Below are 16,436 nucleotides of genomic sequence, written 5' to 3'. Positions count from 1 at the left end.
GCCGTTACACCGGCCGCGAAACGCGAGACCACTCTTTGTCAGATGAGGTCGCACGCCCGCTTCGCGGTTCTCCTCAGGCGCCGCATCCCTGCCCTCTCATGCCAGGACGGTCCTAGGTCACGCATCCCTCATGGGGCAGGGATGGGGGGAGTTTACGGCAGGTTCGGACAGCGGGGATAAGTTTCTCATCGTCGCTCTGGCGAAATCACCGAAGGTGGCGAATGTGGACGAGACAGCGAAGGTCGGCAATAGTCCTACTGGTAAGCCAACTAGGCGATGGTTCAGCATGTTTGACGATAGCCGCTCATTCGTGACGCGTTCCTTCCTGCGCGCCGAACTCGATCTAGAGTTCCGGACGTACGACGATGCCAAGGATGCGGAACTGCTTGCTCGGCTCCGGGCCTGGGCGGATCGACTGCAGTTGAACGAAGCCGCCGCCGAAGGGGCCTTCACGCAAACGTTCTTTGTCGACACCTGGGGGTACGGAGAGGCGGGACGGATCGACAGGGACCTGGTCACACTGATCCCGAAGCTACGTATTCAAGGTGAAGGGGCAGGCGGCGGGTCGGGTGAAGCCGACCTCGCCCTCGGATGGTTCCGTGATAATCCGCTGGCCATTCCACAGGTACTTTGCGAGTTCAAGGACATCCGTTCTGCTCTCGATGCGCGCCAGAACCGTAAGGGAAGCACGCGCTCGCCTGTCGAACAGTGCCTGAACTACGTCCGCGGCGCGCGGCGCGGACTCTTCGGAAACGAGCCAGTCCAGCCTTGGTGGGGACTCGTCACGGACATGAACGAGTTCCGTTTGTACTGGTGGGACCGCGCGCCCAATGAGTTTCTGCGGTTTGTCATTAAGCGGGGCCATGACCTGTTTGCAGGTGATTACGACCTGCTGAGTGATACGGAGGAAGCGCGTTTCGACCGCTTCCTGTTCTCAAAGCTGTTTCATCGCGACCAGCTCCTGTCAGAGGCTGGCCGGCCGCCGCTGTTGCGTCTGGTCGAACGGCAGTGGGTGCGGGATGAGCGGCTGGAAAATGAATTCTATGGTCACTACAAGGCCGTGCGCGAACGTCTGTTCAATGTCCTGTCCGTCAACAATAGGCGTTACGCAGCGACTCCAACCCAACTTCTGCGACTTTCACAGAAACTCCTCGACCGCTTTATCTTCGCGTTCTACTGCGAAGACATGGGCGAGCGGATGACCTTCCCTCCGCAGTTCATTCGGGACCATCTGAAGGCACGTAGCATCGAGCGCTTCTATGATCCCAACGGCGAGGAGCTATGGGGCTTTTTCAAGCGCCTGTTCGCCGAAATGAGCGTCGGCGGGCAGATTGGCCAGGTAAAGGTCCCCCACATCAATGGAGGCCTGTTCGCGCCAGACCCGGAGATCGAAGCGCTCAGCGTGCCGAATCATGTCTTTGCGGCGCCTGGTCAGGGGCAGAACGACGCGTCGCTCGATAGCGACAAGACCACAATCTTCTTTCTGAGTGCGCGGTATAATTATGCCTCGGGAGGTTCGGCACGCGAAAGTCTTAGCCTTTACACGCTGGGCCGCATATTCGAGCAATCGATCATCGAACTCGAATATCGCGCAGGTGAATTGGAGGGGCGCGAAAGCGCCGCCAGCCTGTCGAAGCGAAAGCGCGACGGCGTCTATTACACACCCGAGAAGATCGTCAACTATCTAGTCGAGCGGACTCTCGATCCATGGTTCGAGGCTGTTAAGGCTGAATGCGGCTGGCCCCCGGAAGACGACCGGCTCCCCGACAGGAACCAAGTGGAAGCCTACGAACGCCGACTAAAGGCTCTCCGTCTGGTTGACCCAGCCTGCGGCTCGGGCGCCTTCTTGATCTCGGCATTCCGCCGCCTGCTCGACGAACGTGTCGCTGTCGAGCGGGAGAAGGATCGTGTTGGTCGGCGTGCGATCCGTGGCGCAGTGAACGAGGCGGCGCTCACCGCCGAAATCCTCGGAAACAACATCTACGGAGTCGACATCAATCCAGCGGCGCTTGAAATCGCCAAGCTTGCGCTCTGGCTGCATTCATCCCGGGCCGATGCGCCGCTTTCTTCGCTCGATCACACCATGCGTTGTTTCAACAGCCTGATTGGTCCGGATTTCTGGACCGGACGAAGGAACGATCAGGCGCTTCGTGACCGAGTCAACGCGATCACGACGTGGCGCGCGGCCTTCCCGGAAGTGTGGCCAGAGGGGGAGGTTGGGGGGTTTGACATTGTCCTCGGCAACCCGCCCTACGTGAAGCTACAGAACATACGGAAGCTGGACCCTGAGATCGCCGACTGGCTGCAGGCGGAGCGGGGCGGCCAGACGTTTGAGAGCGCTCGTACGGGTAATTTCGACCTTTACCTGCCGTTCATCGAACAGGGGCTGCGGCTGCTCGCGCCGGGCGGCCGCATGGCGTACATCGCGCCAAGCCTTTGGACGGTGAACGAGTATGGCGAGGGCCTGCGGCGTCTTCTTCGCCAACGACGCCAACTCGACCGCTGGATCGACTTCAAATCGCATCAGGTGTTTGCGGACGTGACCACGTACACGGCCCTCCAATTTTTCACACACGATGCGACTGAGAACATCCGTGTCGCTGCCGCCCCGGAGGGCGAGGTCGAGGACATCGACTGGTCCGACCCGGCACTAAGCGTGCCCTATGCGGATATTCCGGAGGACGGCCAATGGCTCATGGCGACCGGCGCCGAGCGGGCGCTTATCGCGCGGCTCTCGGCAACTTGTTTGAGGCTCAATGATGGAAGGCTGACCAGCGCGATCTTTCAAGGCCTCATTACAAGCGCCGACAAGATCTATCATTTGGAACGCATCGCTCGTGGGCAGTACCGCTGCAATCCAGTTGGCGCGCCGCCCTACTTGGTCGAGATCGAAGATGAGATCATGAAGCCACTGATCTCGGGGGCAGAGGCGAAACGCTATGAGGAGCCCGAGACCGACACGTACCTGCTGTTCCCTTATGCGCGCGACGCGCGAGGGAATATGCAGCTGATCGGCGAAGAAGCGATGGCTCGGAGGTTTCCAAATGCTTGGGCATATCTGAAAACATGGGAAGCAGCGCTAAGATCACGCGAGCGTGGAGCGTTCGACGACGGAACCTGGTGGCGCTTCGGCCGGAATCAGAACATCGACAAGCAGGATATCGAGAAGCTCATCGTCGCTCAGACCGTACCCGAGATGCGCGTCTGCGCAGACAGGGCGGCTAACAAATATCTCAACAATGTGCGCGTGAACGGCATCTTGCCGTCGGAGGGGACCGATCCCTTTTACCTGCTTGGTGCGCTCAATGGCGCATTGGCAAATTTCGTTTTCAAGCGGATTGCAAAGCCGAAAAGCGGCGGATACTTCGAGGCTAACAGGCAATTCATTGCCCCGCTTCCGGTGCCCGATGCCTCGCCTGAAGAACAGGCCGAAATCGCTCGTCTGGCCCGGGCACTGCAGGACGGGTGGACGCGTCGGCGCGAGCTTCTTGCGGCCGCCGAAAATCGCCTCTCGGTTCTGGCGCGGGCTCGTCACAACGAACATTGGCTGTGGCCTGACCTCCCAGCCCTGCAGGATCTGGAGGGCGCCGCCCCGCGAACCCTCAACGTGGCCGACGAACGGCAACAGTGGGCGAAGCAGAAGCTCGGAGAGGCGATCGCAGAACAAGTCGAGACGCTGCAGGCAGCCCTCGATGGGGAAGATGCCGCAGAAGCCGACTTCCGCGATGGCGAGCTGGTGCTACACGGAGGTGGCCGTCACCTGCTCGATCGCATTTATCTGGATGAAGATGTAGGCCAGCTTGCGGAGCACTACTGGCGCTTCCTTTTGCTTAGCCAGGACTGGCGCGACGCCTCCCGTCTCGCCGAGGCGTTGCGTCGCCCGCCTGCGGAGACGGGCGCCCCCGCCGCCCGTCAGTTCATCGAGCGGGTCGACGCTCTGGCTCAGCAGATCGGGGAGATCGGCGTGCTCGAAAGCGCGATCAACGAGAGGTTGTTCGAGCTATATGGCCTCACGGACTCGGAGCGCTTCCTTGTGGAAACTGACGGGCGAGGTCGAAGCATTTCCGCGAATCGGACATGATTGGCCCATGAGCCAATTGCACCTGTTCCGGACACGGCCTTCAGTGCCGGAGAGCCTACCGCTTGACCCCGCCTTCATCCGTAAGCATCTCATGCGTGTTCTCCGCCTCGTTACGGGCGCTCAGTTCATGCCCTGGCAGCCGGCGGAAGCCCGTTTGTGGATTGAGCGCTTCCCGAAACTCGCGCAAAGCAATCTGCCGGCGGAAGAAGCCGCCGAGATGATGGAAATGTTCCAACGCGAGATTGCGCGCCTGGAGCAGGCGCCGATCGGGCGGCGCTAGCGATCCCCTGCACCCCTGACCGCCTGGCCGTTGAGGCCGTCCCCCCACACCCCGGTGCGGAAAAGATTAAGCAACCCGCGAAAACCGCCGATCCCCTTGTCCCTGATTTCGGGTAAGCTGCCGCGCGGTGGCGGGTCACACCGCGTTTGGCAATGGAGGCGTTCATGGTGCTGCAAACCCTTACCCTGCGACTGGCGATGCTCGGACTGATGGCGACGGTCGCAACCGGCGCATCGGCCTATGACGGGCAGGAGCTCGCCGGATCGGCGAAGATAAAGATAGACGACGCCCGCGCGATTGCCCTCAAGGCGCGCCAGGGCACCATAAGCTCGGAGGAGCTTGAAAAGGAAAAAGGCGGCAGCGGCCTCCGCTATTCCTTCGTGGTGAAGAGCGGCAAGACGCTCTACGAAGTCGGCGTGGATGCCGAGACCGGAAAGCTTCTCGAGAACGCCAAAGAGGGCGCCAATCCGGACTAGCGTTCAAGCGGTCTTGCATCTCCGGCACCACGCGCCGGGCTTGCCCGGCGGACAGGCTTCGTTTTGTCGCACGCAAGTCGCGGACAGTTGATCGATTGCCGCCCCTCGGCCGTGGTCTAACGGCGCTGGCAGGCGCAAAACGCGCCCCCCTCAGCCCAAGGAGCGAGACAATGAAGAAATATCTGGTAGCCGCCGCTCTCATCGTCGGCTTCGTCACCCCTGCCCTTGCCGAGCAATTCTACGTCGCCTTCGATCCGGCGAGCCACAAATGCAGCATGATGCACTCCATGCCGTCCGGCTCGATGAAGAACATGGGCGGCCCCTACAAGACCAAAGCTGAGGCCCACAAGGCCATGCAAGGCATGAAGGACTGCACCGCCTAATTTCCCTTTTTGCGCGGAGTGTCTCCTGAAGGGCCGGCATGTCGCCGGCCCTTTCTTGTTGGAGCGGACCCGAGCGAGCGCGGACGCAGTTACACTGTCCTATCGCTCCACGACTCGAGGGATAAGGTCAGGCTTCGAGACGTGCTGCTTTCGCAGCGCTCCTCAGCCTGAGGTTGCTTGAGTCTATAATATCCTATCGCTTCGCTACATGAGGACGACTAGGCCGCCTGCTTCACCGCCTGGCCGTTGACGACGAGGCCGTTCTGGTCGGCGGTGATCTTCACGTTCTCGCCCTCGTGGATCTTGCCTTGCAGGATCATCTCGGCGAGCGGGTCTTGCACATATTTCTGGATGACGCGCTTGAGCGGCCGCGCGCCATAGGCAGGGTCGTAGCCTTTCTGCCCGAGCCACTCCTTGGCCTTGTCGTCGAGCTCGATGGTCAGCTTGCGGTCGGCGAGCAGCTTGGCAAGCCTGCGCATCTGGATGTCGACGATCCGCGTCATCTGCTCGCGCTTCAGGCGATGGAACAGGATGATCTCGTCGACGCGGTTGAGGAACTCCGGCCGGAAATGGGCGCGCACCACCGCCATCACCTGGTCGCGCACAGCGTCGGAATCCTCGCCCTCGGGCTGATTGACCAGATATTCGGAGCCGAGATTGGAGGTCATGATGATCAGCGTGTTGCGGAAGTCGACGGTGCGGCCCTGGCCGTCGGTGAGCCTGCCGTCGTCGAGCACCTGGAGGAGCACGTTGAACACGTCGGGATGCGCCTTCTCGATCTCGTCGAACAGGATGACCTGATAGGGGCGCCGGCGCACGGCCTCGGTGAGCGCGCCGCCCTCTTCATAGCCGACATAGCCGGGGGGCGCGCCGATCAGCCTGGCAACGGAGTGCTTCTCCATATATTCCGACATGTCGATGCGGATCATGGCGTGCTCGTCGTCGAACATGAATTCGGCAAGCGCTTTGGCGAGCTCGGTCTTGCCGACGCCGGTGGGGCCGAGGAACATGAACGAGCCGATCGGCCGGTTGGGGTCCTGCAGGCCGGCGCGGGAGCGGCGCACGGCGGTCGATACCGCGGTGACGGCCTCTGACTGGCCGACCACGCGCTTGATTATCTCCTCCTCCATGCGCAAGAGCTTGTCGCGCTCGCCTTCCAGCATCTTGTCGACCGGGATGCCGGTCCAGCGCGAGACCACTTGGGCGATGAGGTCGGCGGTGACCACTTCCTGCGCCATGGCGCCGCCCTTGTCCTCGGCCTCTTCGAGCTTCTTCAGCTTGGTTTCGAGGTCGGGGATCACGCCGTAAGCGAGCTCGCCGGCGCGGGCCAAGTCGCCCTTGCGCTGGGCCTGCTCGAGCTCGACGCGGGCGGCATCGAGCCGCTCCTTCAGCTTCTGGGCGCCGGCAAGCTTCTCCTTCTCCTCCTGCCAGCGGCGGGTGAGCACGCTCGCCTCCTCCTCGAGATTGGCAAGCTCCTTCTCGAGCTTGGCCAGGCGGTCCTTTGAGGCCGAGTCCGATTCCTTCTTCAGCGCCTCGCGCTCGATCTTGAGCTGGATGATGCGCCGGTCGAGCTCGTCGAGCGCCTCTGGCTTCGAGTCGATCTGCATGCGCAAGCGCGAGGCAGCCTCGTCGACGAGGTCAATGGCCTTGTCGGGGAGGAAGCGGTCGGTGATGTAGCGGTTGGAGAGCACAGCGGCGGCGACCAGGGCCGCATCGGCGATGCGCACGCCGTGATGCAGCTCGTATTTCTCCTTCAAGCCGCGCAGGATGGAGATGGTGTCCTCGACCGTCGGCTCGGAGACGAAGATCGGCTGGAAGCGCCTTGCGAGTGCCGCGTCCTTCTCCACGTGCTTGCGATATTCGTCGAGCGTGGTGGCGCCGACGCAATGGAGCTCGCCGCGGGCAAGTGCGGGCTTCAAGAGGTTCGAGGCGTCCATGGCGCCGTCGGCCTTGCCGGCGCCGACCAGCGTATGCATCTCGTCGATGAACAGGATGATCTGGCCGTGGCTCGACTGGATCTCCGAGAGCACGGCCTTGAGGCGCTCCTCGAACTCGCCGCGATATTTGGCGCCGGCGATCAAGGCGCCCAAATCGAGCGACAACACCTTCTTGTCTTTCAGGCTCTCCGGCACGTCGCCATTGACGATGCGGTGCGCCAGACCCTCGACGATCGCCGTCTTGCCGACGCCAGGCTCGCCGATCAGCACTGGGTTGTTCTTGGTGCGGCGGGACAGAACTTGGATGGTGCGCCTGATCTCCTCGTCGCGGCCGATCACCGGATCGAGCTCGCCCTTGGCGGCTGCCTCGGTGAAGTCGCGGGTGTAGCGCTTGAGCGCATCGTAGGCCTGCTCGGCGCCGGCGGAATCGGCGGTGCGGCCCTTGCGCAGCTCGTTGATGGCGGCATTGAGCGTCTGTGGCGTCACCCCGGCATCGGTCAGGATGCGCGAGGCCTCGGCCTCCTTGGCCATGGAAAGCGCCTGCAGCACCCGCTCGACGGTGACGAAGCTGTCGCCGGCTTTGGTGGCGATCTGCTCGGCCTGGTCGAGCACGCGCCCCAAGGCCGGGGCCATGTGCACTTGCGCCCCGCTGCCCGACACTTTGGGCAGCTTGGCGAGCGCTGCTTCGGTGCGCTCAAGCGCCTCCTTGGGTCTGCCGCCGGCCTTGGTGATCAGCCCTGACGCCAAGCCTTCCGGGTCGTCGAGCAGCACTTTCAGCAGGTGCTCCGGCGTGATTTGCGGGTTGCCTTCGCGGATGGCGAGGGTTTGCGCCGACTGCACGAAGCCCTTCAGCCGGTCGGAGAATTTCTCGAAATCCATGGGACGCTTTCCTGTTGAGCACGCTGATCGGCCAACCGGGCAGGACGGGCGGACCCGGCCGGCACGAGGCAGCCAATATAAGCCGACCCCTTAACGGAGATATAGCGCGGGGCTTATCCAACGAGAATGGCAGGCGTCAATCCCGGGCCCATAGGCGCGCGAGATGGGCGGGAGCCGTCAAAGGCGCTCGGAACTACCCGACCGGGTCGGAGGTGCTTTCGTCGGATTGGGCGGCATCGGCCGGATCGGAACCGTTGGTGTCCCGTCCCTGCCCCTCGCCGCCATTCGGACCACGCCGGCCATAATTGTCACGCCCGCCGCCGTGATGCTCCCGGTTGCCGGCATGACGCTCGCGGTCTTGCCCGCCGCCGCCATGCGTCTCACGAACGTCGCCGCCGCCACCATCGGTGCTGTCGAAGTCCGAGCCACCATCATCCTCGGAGCCGTCGGCGTTCCAGCGTGGCCGGAAGCCGCCATTTCCACCTTCGCCTGGCTGGCCGCCATGCTGCGGGCCGAACTGCGACTGCGCCGCCATGATGATGCGGTTGTAGTGTTCGGCGTGCTGGAAATAGCTCTCGGCCGCGATCATGTCGCCGGACGCGAGAGCATCGCGGGCGAGCGACATGTATTTCTCGGCGACATGAACCGCGGTTCCGCGGATTTTGACGTCCGGGCCGTTCGATTCGTAGTTCCGTGCCAGCGGATTTTGGGGCTTGCGGCCACGGCCGCGACCCCGGCGATTCTGTTGTCCTTGCCTCATAGGCTTCTATTGCAACCCTGATAAGCGGCTCATGCCGCGACTTCTTCCCTGCCCTCGGTGTTGTTGTCTGCTCGGATCTTCAAAGTCCAAGTTCGCTATTCGCTCAGTCTAGCCCCGCCGGGTCCAGGTGACCTAGGCCGCGATCGGCAAACACGATCCTGCTGCTTTGCGCATCACCCGGCGCCGAGCCGATAAACGTCCTGATTGCGCAGCCAGCCTAAAAATAGATGGGCGATTGAGCGTCACCTGAACGTCCCGAGAGGCACGCCGCCCTACGATCGAGGTTCCAGTGGTGTCGCTCGTGTTGCCGTCTGCAACCGGCCAGCGCTCTTAACGCCAATGGCCGAGAATTTCCAATTCGCTGACCTCGAACCTAGCCCGAACCTCGTAAATTTCCAAGTCCAATTTTTCGGATGCGGCCTCCCGCTCCCACGGCGCCTTAGCCTCGCCTCCGGGCTCCGGCCACGCGAGGGCGGCCGGCAAGATCGTGCCAGAGGTGCTGCCCCTCCTCCACGACAAGGCCGGCCCCGCCTAGGAGGGGCAGAACCGCGTCGGCCTGGTCAGGGCCGATCTCGAACAGGGCGAATCCGCCAGGGCGCAAGGCTTTGTGGAGGCCTGGCAAGATGCGGCGATAGGCGGAAAGCCCGTCAGGCCCCCCGTCGAGGGCGGATCTCGGGTCATGATCGCGCACCTCGGGGGCGAGCCCGGCCATGTCGGCTGACGTGAGATAGGGCGGGTTGGCCACCACAAGGTCGAAGGCGCCCTCGACGGCCTCAAGCCAGTCGGAAGCGATGAAGCACGCGCGGGTGCCGACCCCGAGGGCACGCGCATTGGCCCACGCCAGTGCTAGGGCCGGCAAGCTGAGATCGAGCCCGACGCCGGTCGCCTGCGGCAGCTCCGCCAACAGAGTGATCAGGATGCAGCCGCTCCCGGTGCCGAGGTCGAGGATGTCAAGCGGCGCTTCGCGGTCCACGAGGCCAAGTGCCGCCTCGATCAGCGTCTCGGTATCGGGGCGCGGATCGAGCGTGCTCGCGTCGATGCGGAACGGCCGGCCATAGAACTCGCGGAAGCCGATGATGCGCGACACCGGCTCGCCGGCAAGCCGCCGCGCCACATAAGCCCCAAGCCTAGCTGCAGCGTCAGGCGTGAGCGTATCGTTCGGTCCGGCGACATAAGCCTCGTGGCTCAAGCCAGCGGCGTGGCAGAGCAAGAGCCGCGCATCGAGCTCAGGCGTCTCGATCCCCGCTTCGCGAAACGCCCGCGCCGCCACCCGGAACGCTTCGCTTGGTGTTTGCGGACCGTGCAACAGGCTCTCCCCTCCCCCCTTGCGGGGGAGGGCTAGGGAGGGGGGTTGAACAGATGACTCACACCTCACCCCCCTCGGATCGGCTGCGCCGATCCTGCTCCCCCGCAAGGGGGGAGCGGGGTGCAAATTGGAGCGCTCAGGCAACTCACCCATGGCCCTCTTCCTGAACGGCGGCGAGCAGGCCTGTCTGATGCTCGGTGATCAGGGCATCGATGATCTCGTCGAGGCCCCTGCCCTCCAGCACCAGGTCGAGGCTGTGCAGCGTAAGGCCGATGCGGTGATCGGTGACGCGCCCTTGCGGGAAGTTGTAGGTGCGGATGCGCTGCGAGCGATCGCCGGTGCCGATCTGACTGCGGCGGGTCTGCGAGCGCTCCGCATCGAGCTTCGCCCGCTCGAGGTCATAGAGGCGCGCGCGCAGCACCTTCATCGCCTTGGCCTTGTTCTTGTGCTGCGACTTCTCATCCTGCTGGCTGACCACGAGGCCCGACGGCAGATGGGTGATCCTGACCGCGCTGTCGGTGGTGTTGACCGACTGGCCGCCAGGCCCGCTCGCCCGGAACACGTCGATGCGCAAATCCTTGTCGTCGATCTTGATGTCGACATCTTCCGCCTCCGGCAGCACCGCCACCGTCGCCGCCGATGTGTGAATGCGCCCTTGCGCCTCGGTCTCCGGCACGCGCTGCACGCGATGCACGCCGGATTCGAATTTCAGCCGGGCGAACACGCCCTTGCCGGTGATATTGGCGATGATTTCCTTGTAGCCGCCCGTCGACGACTCGCTTGCCGAGATGATGGCGACCTTCCAGCCATGGGCGTCGGCGTAGCGCTGATACATGCGGAAGAGATCGGCAGCGAACAGCGCCGCCTCCTCGCCTCCGGTGCCGGCGCGCACTTCCAGGATGGCGCTCTTCTCGTCGGCGGTATCCTTGGGCAGCAATTGCACTTTCAGCTGCTGCTCGAGATCCTCGATCTTGCTATCGAGCGGTCCCATCTCCTCCTCGGCGAGAGCCGCCATGTCCGTCTCCGAGGCGGGATCGTCGATCAGATGCTGAAGGCCCTCCCGCTCGCGCAGCGCGGAGCGGAGCGCGGTGATCGTCGCCACGATAGGATCGAGCTCGGCGAACTCCCGGGAGAGGCGGACATAAGTCTCCTGGTCGGAGCCTGTGGCGAGCGCGCCCTGCACCGTCTCCCATCGGGAGACAAGCTTGTCGAGCTTATCGGCGGGAATCGTCGTCATGTTCGAAGATCGAGCTTGGGCTGTCTAGTTAGGAGGGGCCGGGCAGGCGGTCTGCCTTCCGGCTCCGCGGGTCGTTCGGATCGGCAGTGGTTGGCGCCCCCGTGTCGGAGGATTTGGCGCCTGGGCGCGCAGGACCTGAGCCGAGCAGGCCACCAGGCTTGGCAAGCCACAGCCACAGCCCGGCAGCGATGCCGAGGATGACGAGGGCAGCCACGCCCCATTTGATGAGCGCCTTCCACGGCCACTTCTTCTTGGCCGGTTCCTCTTCCAGGGGCGCCGCCGGAAGCGGCACGGCCACGCGGGCTTGCGGCTGCTGAAGCGGCGACGGGACCCGGGCTTCACGCCGCGGTCCGGGCGGCGTGCGGGATTGTGGCGGCTGTGCCGGCTGCGGCGCGACGCCGCGGGGAGGTCCCGGTGGCGCTCCTCTTTGCTGCGGCGCCCATGGCGGCGGTTGCTGCTGATGCGGCAGAGGCGGCGGCTGCTGAGGCTGCAGCCTGGGTTGGGGTCCTTGAGCCTGGCGCGGTCCTGGTCCCCGCTGGTCGGGCGCCGCTTGCGGCGGCCTTGCCGGGACTGGCGCCGGCTGACGCGGCTGCATGGGAAAGGACTCGGCGGCCTGAGGCTGGGCCTTGGGCGGCTGGCCTTGGAATTCGTGCTCGACATTTTCAGGGGGCGCCATGAAGGGGACATCGGGCATCGACTTTGGTTCGAGCCCGACCACGCCTGCGTCGACCTGGGCATAAATGCGCCGCAGCAACGGCCGCACATCGAGGTTGAGCAGGGTGCCGTAGGTGGCCACCACGCGGTAGGTCTCGGGCCACGGCGGCAGGGCATAGAGCGCGCCCTGCTCCAGCGCCTGCACCACTTCGGTGCGCGTCGCGAGCTGGGCCGCGAGATCTGCTTCCGACAGTCCGCTCGCGGAGCGAAGATCCCTAAATAACTCCGCCACCTCAGCGTCATAGCCGGCTGGCATTTCCGTAATCCCGTGAATATGCAGGCGGCCTCCGGGTCCACCGTCCGGAGGCAAGCTTCCCGGCGCCGGGCGCGGTGAAGTTGCCATTCTGTGACCTGCGACTCTCGCCACACACAAGCCCATCGGCCCACGCTTTGCAAGCCTCCGCGGGAGCGGCAAATGGCAGTTCCTCGTCGCCACGCGTCAAATCTGCACACCTTTCTCGGCAGCGTAGCTCTTCAACTCCTCACGCACGGACGTGGATTTACAGGCCAGTAGCTCTTGGAGCCGGACCCACAGATCGCTCCTGTCAAGCGACAGCACCATGGCCTTCACCGGCCCCACGGAAGCCGGCGCCATGGAGATGGAGCGGAAGCCGAGGCCGATCAGCGCCATGGCCTCGAGCGGCTTGCCGGCCATCTCGCCGCACAGATTGAGCGGCACATCATGCCGCGCCGCCGCCTCAACGATGACGCGGAGCGCCATGAGCCCGGCGGGGTTGAGCGCGTCGAAACGGTCAGCGACCAGCATATTGCCGCGGTCGGTGGCGAACAGGAACTGCATCAAGTCGTTCGAGCCCACCGAGGCGAAGTCGGCAAGCGGCAGCACGCGATCGAGCTGAAAAAGAAGCGCCGGAACCTCGATCATCGCCCCGACCAGCAGCTTCCTCGGCTCTAGCCGTCCATGGCGCTTGAGGATGGTGACCTCGCGGTCGATCAGGGCGCGGGCCGCGGTGAGCTCGGCCACGTCGCCGATCATCGGCAGCATGATCCTGAGCTCGCGCCCATGCGCGGCGCGGAGCAGCGCCCGAACTTGCGTACGGAACAGCGCCGGCCGGTCGAGCGCCATGCGGATGGCGCGCCAGCCGAGCGCAGGATTCTCCTCCTTGTTCACGCGGAAATAGGGCAGCACCTTGTCGCCGCCGACGTCGAGCGAGCGGAACGTGACCGGGCGTTCGCCCGCGGCGTCGAGGATTGCTTTGTAGATGCGGGTCTGCTGCTCGAGCCGCGGGAAGGTCGAGGCGATCATGAATTGCAGCTCGGTGCGGAACAGGCCGATGCCGTCAGCGCCCGACTGATCGAGATGCGGCAGGTCGAACACGAGGCCGGCATTGATGTTGAGCGAGACCCGCTCGCCGTCGAGCGTGACCGCCGGCACGTTGCGCAAGGCCGCGTATTGGGCCTGGCGCCTTGCCCGGAAGCGGACCTTGTCGGCATAGGCCGCCACCACCTCCGGCGTCGGCCGCACGTGCAATTCGCCGCCCTCGGCGTCGACGATTGCCGCATCGCCTGCTTCGACCGCATCGAGCACGCCCTTGGCCTGGCTGATGGCGGCAATGCCGAGCGCGCGGGCCACGATGGCGACATGGCTCGCCGCGCCGCCTTCCTCGAGCACGAGCCCGCGCAGGCGCTGCCGGTCGTAGTCGAGCAGCTCGGCAGGGCCCATGGTGCGGGCAATGAGGATCGTGTCTTGCGGCAGGTTGCCGGCCGCCGCCGTGCCGACCCCTCCGGCGAGCACGCGCAGCAGGCGGTTGGAGAGGTCGTCGATGTCGTGCAGACGCTCCCGCGCGTAAGGATCGATCTGCCGGAGCATGCGGGCGCGGGTATCGTTGCGCACGCGCTGCACCGCGGCTTCGGCGGTCAAGCCGGTGAGCAGCGCCTCGTCGAGGCGGCGCCGCCAGCCCCGGTCATGCGCGAACATGCGGAAGGCCTCGAGCACCTCGCGGTGCTCGCCAGCGCGCTGGAGGTCGCCGCGTTCGAGCATGCCGTCGATCATGCCGGTGAGCTCGTCGATGGCCTGGGCCAGGCGCCGCCGCTCGAACTCGACGTCCTCGGCGATGAGCTTGGTGACCACGATCCGCGGCTCATGCAGCACCACATGGCCGAGCGCCACGCCTTCGGAGATGGTAACGCCGGTGAAGCGGGCGCTCTGCTCGCGGCGCGCCTCCTGGCCGCCCTCCTCGCTCACCGCCAGCCCGCCGGAGGCGATCATCTCGGCGATGACCATGGCCGTGGTCTGCAGCGCCTCCACCTCCTCGTCGCTGTAGTGGCGCTGGGTGCGGTTCTGCACCGTGAGCACGCCGATGGTGTGGCCGGCGCGCAAGATCGGCACCCCGAGGAAGGAGTGGTAGACCTCTTCTCCGGTTTCCGGCCGGTAGGAGAAGGCGGGGTGGGTCTGGGCGTCGGCGAATTGCATCGGCTCGCCATGCTCGGCGATCAGGCCGACCAGGCCCTCGCCGGCTTTCAGATGCGTGTTGTGCACCGCCTCGGGGTTCAAGCCTTCGGTGGCGAACAGCTCGAGCGAGGTGTCGCGGCGGCGGAGATAAAGCGAGCACACCTCGGCCACCATGTTGGAGGCGACCAGCACCACGACCTTGTCGAGACGCGCCTGCGCGCTCTCGCGCTCGGCCATGACCTCGCGCAAGCGGCGGAGCAGCAATCTCGGGGCGCCAACTGAAAGTGGCATAAAGTCGAGTCCTCGCCGGCCGGTTTAGCGGCGGACCTGAGCTGGCGAAAGGCTTGAGGTGGCCGCGCTATCAGTCTAGCGGCTGTCCAATCCGAACAGCGAATGCAAGGTCCGCACCGCAAGCTCGGCGTAGGCCGCATCAATCAATACGCTGATTTTGATCTCCGAGGTGGAAATCGCCTCGATATTGATGCCTTTTTCGGCCAAAGCGCTGAACATCTGCGAGGCAACGCCGGCATGGCTGCGCATGCCGACCCCGATGGCCGACACCTTGGCTATATCGGAGGAGCCGCGCAAATCGGCATAGCCGATGGCCTCTCGCGACTTCTTCAGCACCTCGATGGCGCGGTCGAAATCGGCGCTCTGCACGGTGAAGGTGAGATCGGTGAAGCCATCCTCCGAGACGTTCTGCACGATCATGTCGACATTGATATTGGCGTCGGCGAGCGGGCAGAACACCTGTGCCGCCACCCCAGGCTTATCGGCGATCTTGAGCAGCGTCACCTTGGCCTCGTCGCGCGCATAGGCGATTCCGCTGACGACATTTTGCTCCACGATCTCATCCTCATGACAAACCAGCGTTCCACAGGCCTCGGCGGCTTTGGCGCCGTTCAAGTGCGGCGGCTCGAAGCTCGACCGCACCAGCACGCGGACACCCCGCTGCATGGCAAGCTCGACCGAGCGGGTTTGCAGCACCTTGGCGCCCTGCGAGGCCATCTCCAACATCTCTTCATAGGAGATTCTGTCAAGCCGATGGGCTTTCGGCACGATTCTGGGGTCGGTGGTGTAGACGCCGTCGACATCGGTATAGATGTCGCAGCGGTCGGCATCGAGCGCCGCCGCCAAGGCCACGGCGCTGGTATCCGAGCCTCCGCGGCCCAGGGTCGAGATGCGGTTCTCGGGGCCAATGCCCTGGAAACCTGCCACCACCGCCACCTCGCCACCCATCATGTGGGCCTTCAGCATATCCACGGCGACGCCGGTGATGCGGGCGGCGCGATGGGCGCCGTCGGTGGTCATCGGGATCTGCCAGCCCTGCCAGGACCGTGCCTTGACCCCGATCGACTGGAGCACGATGGCGAGCAGCCCGGAGGTCACCTGCTCACCAGAGGCCACCACCGCGTCATATTCGCGGGCGTCGTACATGGCCGAGACCTGGTTGCCGTTGTTCAGCTTGAAGCCCCAGGCGTCCTCGACCCAGGTCACCAGCTGATTGGTCTGGCCGGCCATGGCCGAGACCACCACGGCGCAAGCGTGGCCTGCGTCGACCTCGCGCTTGACGTGCGCGGCGGCGTTGCGGATGCGTTCGACGTCGGCGACCGACGTCCCGCCAAATTTGAGCACCAACAGGGACACTTGCCCCTCCTAGGCCTCGAGCCGCCATCGAAGGCAGCACTGGCCCATAGCAACAGCACGGCCGGCCCCGGGGCCGGCCAGAAAGCGGTTCTTCATACTGACTGGCGGCCCTTGCCGCAACCTCGCCTCACCCTCTCTCGGCATTCTTGACAGCGGGTTAAGGGCCACGGTCAATGACCCATGGCTCACGCCCCTCAAGCGCCACATGACACGCCGACGCTCGACCGCGACGAGGTCGCCCGCTTTGCGAAGCTCAGCGGGCAATGGTGGGACGAGCGCGGGCCCTTCCGCCAGCTTCACCGCATCAATCCGGTTCGGCTCACCTG

At 64.6% G+C, this 16,436-nt stretch carries 11 protein-coding genes; 4 read left to right on the top strand and 7 right to left on the bottom strand.

Annotated elements, in window-relative coordinates:
• Window positions 1-286: 286 nt before the first annotated feature.
• From ACREC7_RS12280 to ACREC7_RS12265, 4 genes are all read left to right on the top strand, one after another.
• Window positions 287-4,081: an Eco57I restriction-modification methylase domain-containing protein gene (locus ACREC7_RS12280; protein ID WP_431555973.1), complete on the top strand. Its 3,795-nt coding sequence runs from the start codon at window positions 287-289 to the stop codon at window positions 4,079-4,081.
• 7 nt (window positions 4,082-4,088) lie between these two features.
• A complete protein-coding gene (locus ACREC7_RS12275; protein ID WP_431555972.1) occupies window positions 4,089-4,361 on the top strand; it encodes a hypothetical protein in 273 nt (90 codons plus the stop codon).
• A 164-nt stretch (window positions 4,362-4,525) separates the two neighbouring features.
• Complete coding sequence (locus ACREC7_RS12270) at window positions 4,526-4,837, top strand: PepSY domain-containing protein (protein ID WP_431555971.1); 312 nt, start codon at window positions 4,526-4,528, stop codon at window positions 4,835-4,837.
• 170 nt (window positions 4,838-5,007) lie between these two features.
• Window positions 5,008-5,220 (top strand): hypothetical protein, encoded by a 213-nt coding sequence (locus ACREC7_RS12265; RefSeq protein WP_431555970.1) that lies wholly within the window; start codon window positions 5,008-5,010, stop codon window positions 5,218-5,220.
• A gap of 218 nt (window positions 5,221-5,438) precedes the next feature.
• On the opposite strand, the gene clpB is transcribed toward ACREC7_RS12265, so the two are convergent.
• The 7 genes from clpB to ACREC7_RS12230 form a co-directional block, all read right to left on the bottom strand.
• On the bottom strand, window positions 5,439-8,036 hold the full coding sequence (clpB, locus tag ACREC7_RS12260; protein ID WP_431555969.1) for an ATP-dependent chaperone ClpB: 2,598 nt from the start codon (window positions 8,034-8,036) through the stop codon (window positions 5,439-5,441).
• A 193-nt stretch (window positions 8,037-8,229) separates the two neighbouring features.
• Window positions 8,230-8,796 (bottom strand): DUF4167 domain-containing protein, encoded by a 567-nt coding sequence (locus ACREC7_RS12255; RefSeq protein ID WP_431555968.1) that lies wholly within the window; start codon window positions 8,794-8,796, stop codon window positions 8,230-8,232.
• A gap of 439 nt (window positions 8,797-9,235) precedes the next feature.
• Window positions 9,236-10,102 carry a peptide chain release factor N(5)-glutamine methyltransferase gene (gene prmC, locus ACREC7_RS12250; protein ID WP_431555967.1) on the bottom strand — a complete coding sequence of 289 codons (867 nt, stop codon included), beginning with the start codon at window positions 10,100-10,102 and terminating at the stop codon, window positions 9,236-9,238.
• A 145-nt stretch (window positions 10,103-10,247) separates the two neighbouring features.
• Window positions 10,248-11,339: a peptide chain release factor 1 gene (prfA, locus tag ACREC7_RS12245; RefSeq protein ID WP_431555966.1), complete on the bottom strand. Its 1,092-nt coding sequence runs from the start codon at window positions 11,337-11,339 to the stop codon at window positions 10,248-10,250.
• 28 nt (window positions 11,340-11,367) lie between these two features.
• Entirely contained in the window at window positions 11,368-12,309 is a 942-nt protein-coding gene (locus ACREC7_RS12240; RefSeq protein ID WP_431555965.1) for a helix-turn-helix domain-containing protein, read from the bottom strand.
• A 183-nt stretch (window positions 12,310-12,492) separates the two neighbouring features.
• The gene (gene ptsP / locus ACREC7_RS12235) at window positions 12,493-14,754 is read right to left on the bottom strand and encodes a phosphoenolpyruvate--protein phosphotransferase (protein ID WP_431555964.1); all 2,262 of its coding nucleotides are present in this window, start codon (window positions 14,752-14,754) and stop codon (window positions 12,493-12,495) included.
• A 75-nt stretch (window positions 14,755-14,829) separates the two neighbouring features.
• The gene (locus ACREC7_RS12230; RefSeq protein WP_431555963.1) at window positions 14,830-16,110 is read right to left on the bottom strand and encodes an aspartate kinase; all 1,281 of its coding nucleotides are present in this window, start codon (window positions 16,108-16,110) and stop codon (window positions 14,830-14,832) included.
• Window positions 16,111-16,436: the final 326 nt, after the last annotated feature.

Origin of the sequence: Methyloceanibacter sp. (assembly GCF_050728395.1) — a bacterium.
Lineage (GTDB): Bacteria > Pseudomonadota > Alphaproteobacteria > Rhizobiales > Methyloligellaceae > Methyloceanibacter.
The sequence above is the reverse complement of the archived record's forward strand: the minus strand, read 5'-3'. Positions and strand labels throughout refer to the sequence as shown.

Excerpts from the sequence above, each read along its gene's own strand:
- ACREC7_RS12280 (WP_431555973.1), top strand. The coding sequence starts at position 287 with ATGTTTGACGATAGCCGCTCATTCGTGACGCGTTCCTTCCTGCGCGCC.
- ACREC7_RS12275 (WP_431555972.1), top strand. The coding sequence starts at position 4,089 with ATGAGCCAATTGCACCTGTTCCGGACACGGCCTTCAGTGCCGGAGAGC.
- ACREC7_RS12270 (WP_431555971.1), top strand. The coding sequence starts at position 4,526 with ATGGTGCTGCAAACCCTTACCCTGCGACTGGCGATGCTCGGACTGATG.
- ACREC7_RS12265 (WP_431555970.1), top strand. The coding sequence starts at position 5,008 with ATGAAGAAATATCTGGTAGCCGCCGCTCTCATCGTCGGCTTCGTCACC.
- clpB (WP_431555969.1), bottom strand. The coding sequence starts at position 8,036 with ATGGATTTCGAGAAATTCTCCGACCGGCTGAAGGGCTTCGTGCAGTCG.
- ACREC7_RS12255 (WP_431555968.1), bottom strand. The coding sequence starts at position 8,796 with ATGAGGCAAGGACAACAGAATCGCCGGGGTCGCGGCCGTGGCCGCAAG.
- prfA (WP_431555966.1), bottom strand. The coding sequence starts at position 11,339 with ATGACGACGATTCCCGCCGATAAGCTCGACAAGCTTGTCTCCCGATGG.
- ACREC7_RS12240 (WP_431555965.1), bottom strand. The coding sequence starts at position 12,309 with ATGCCAGCCGGCTATGACGCTGAGGTGGCGGAGTTATTTAGGGATCTT.
- ptsP (WP_431555964.1), bottom strand. The coding sequence starts at position 14,754 with ATGCCACTTTCAGTTGGCGCCCCGAGATTGCTGCTCCGCCGCTTGCGC.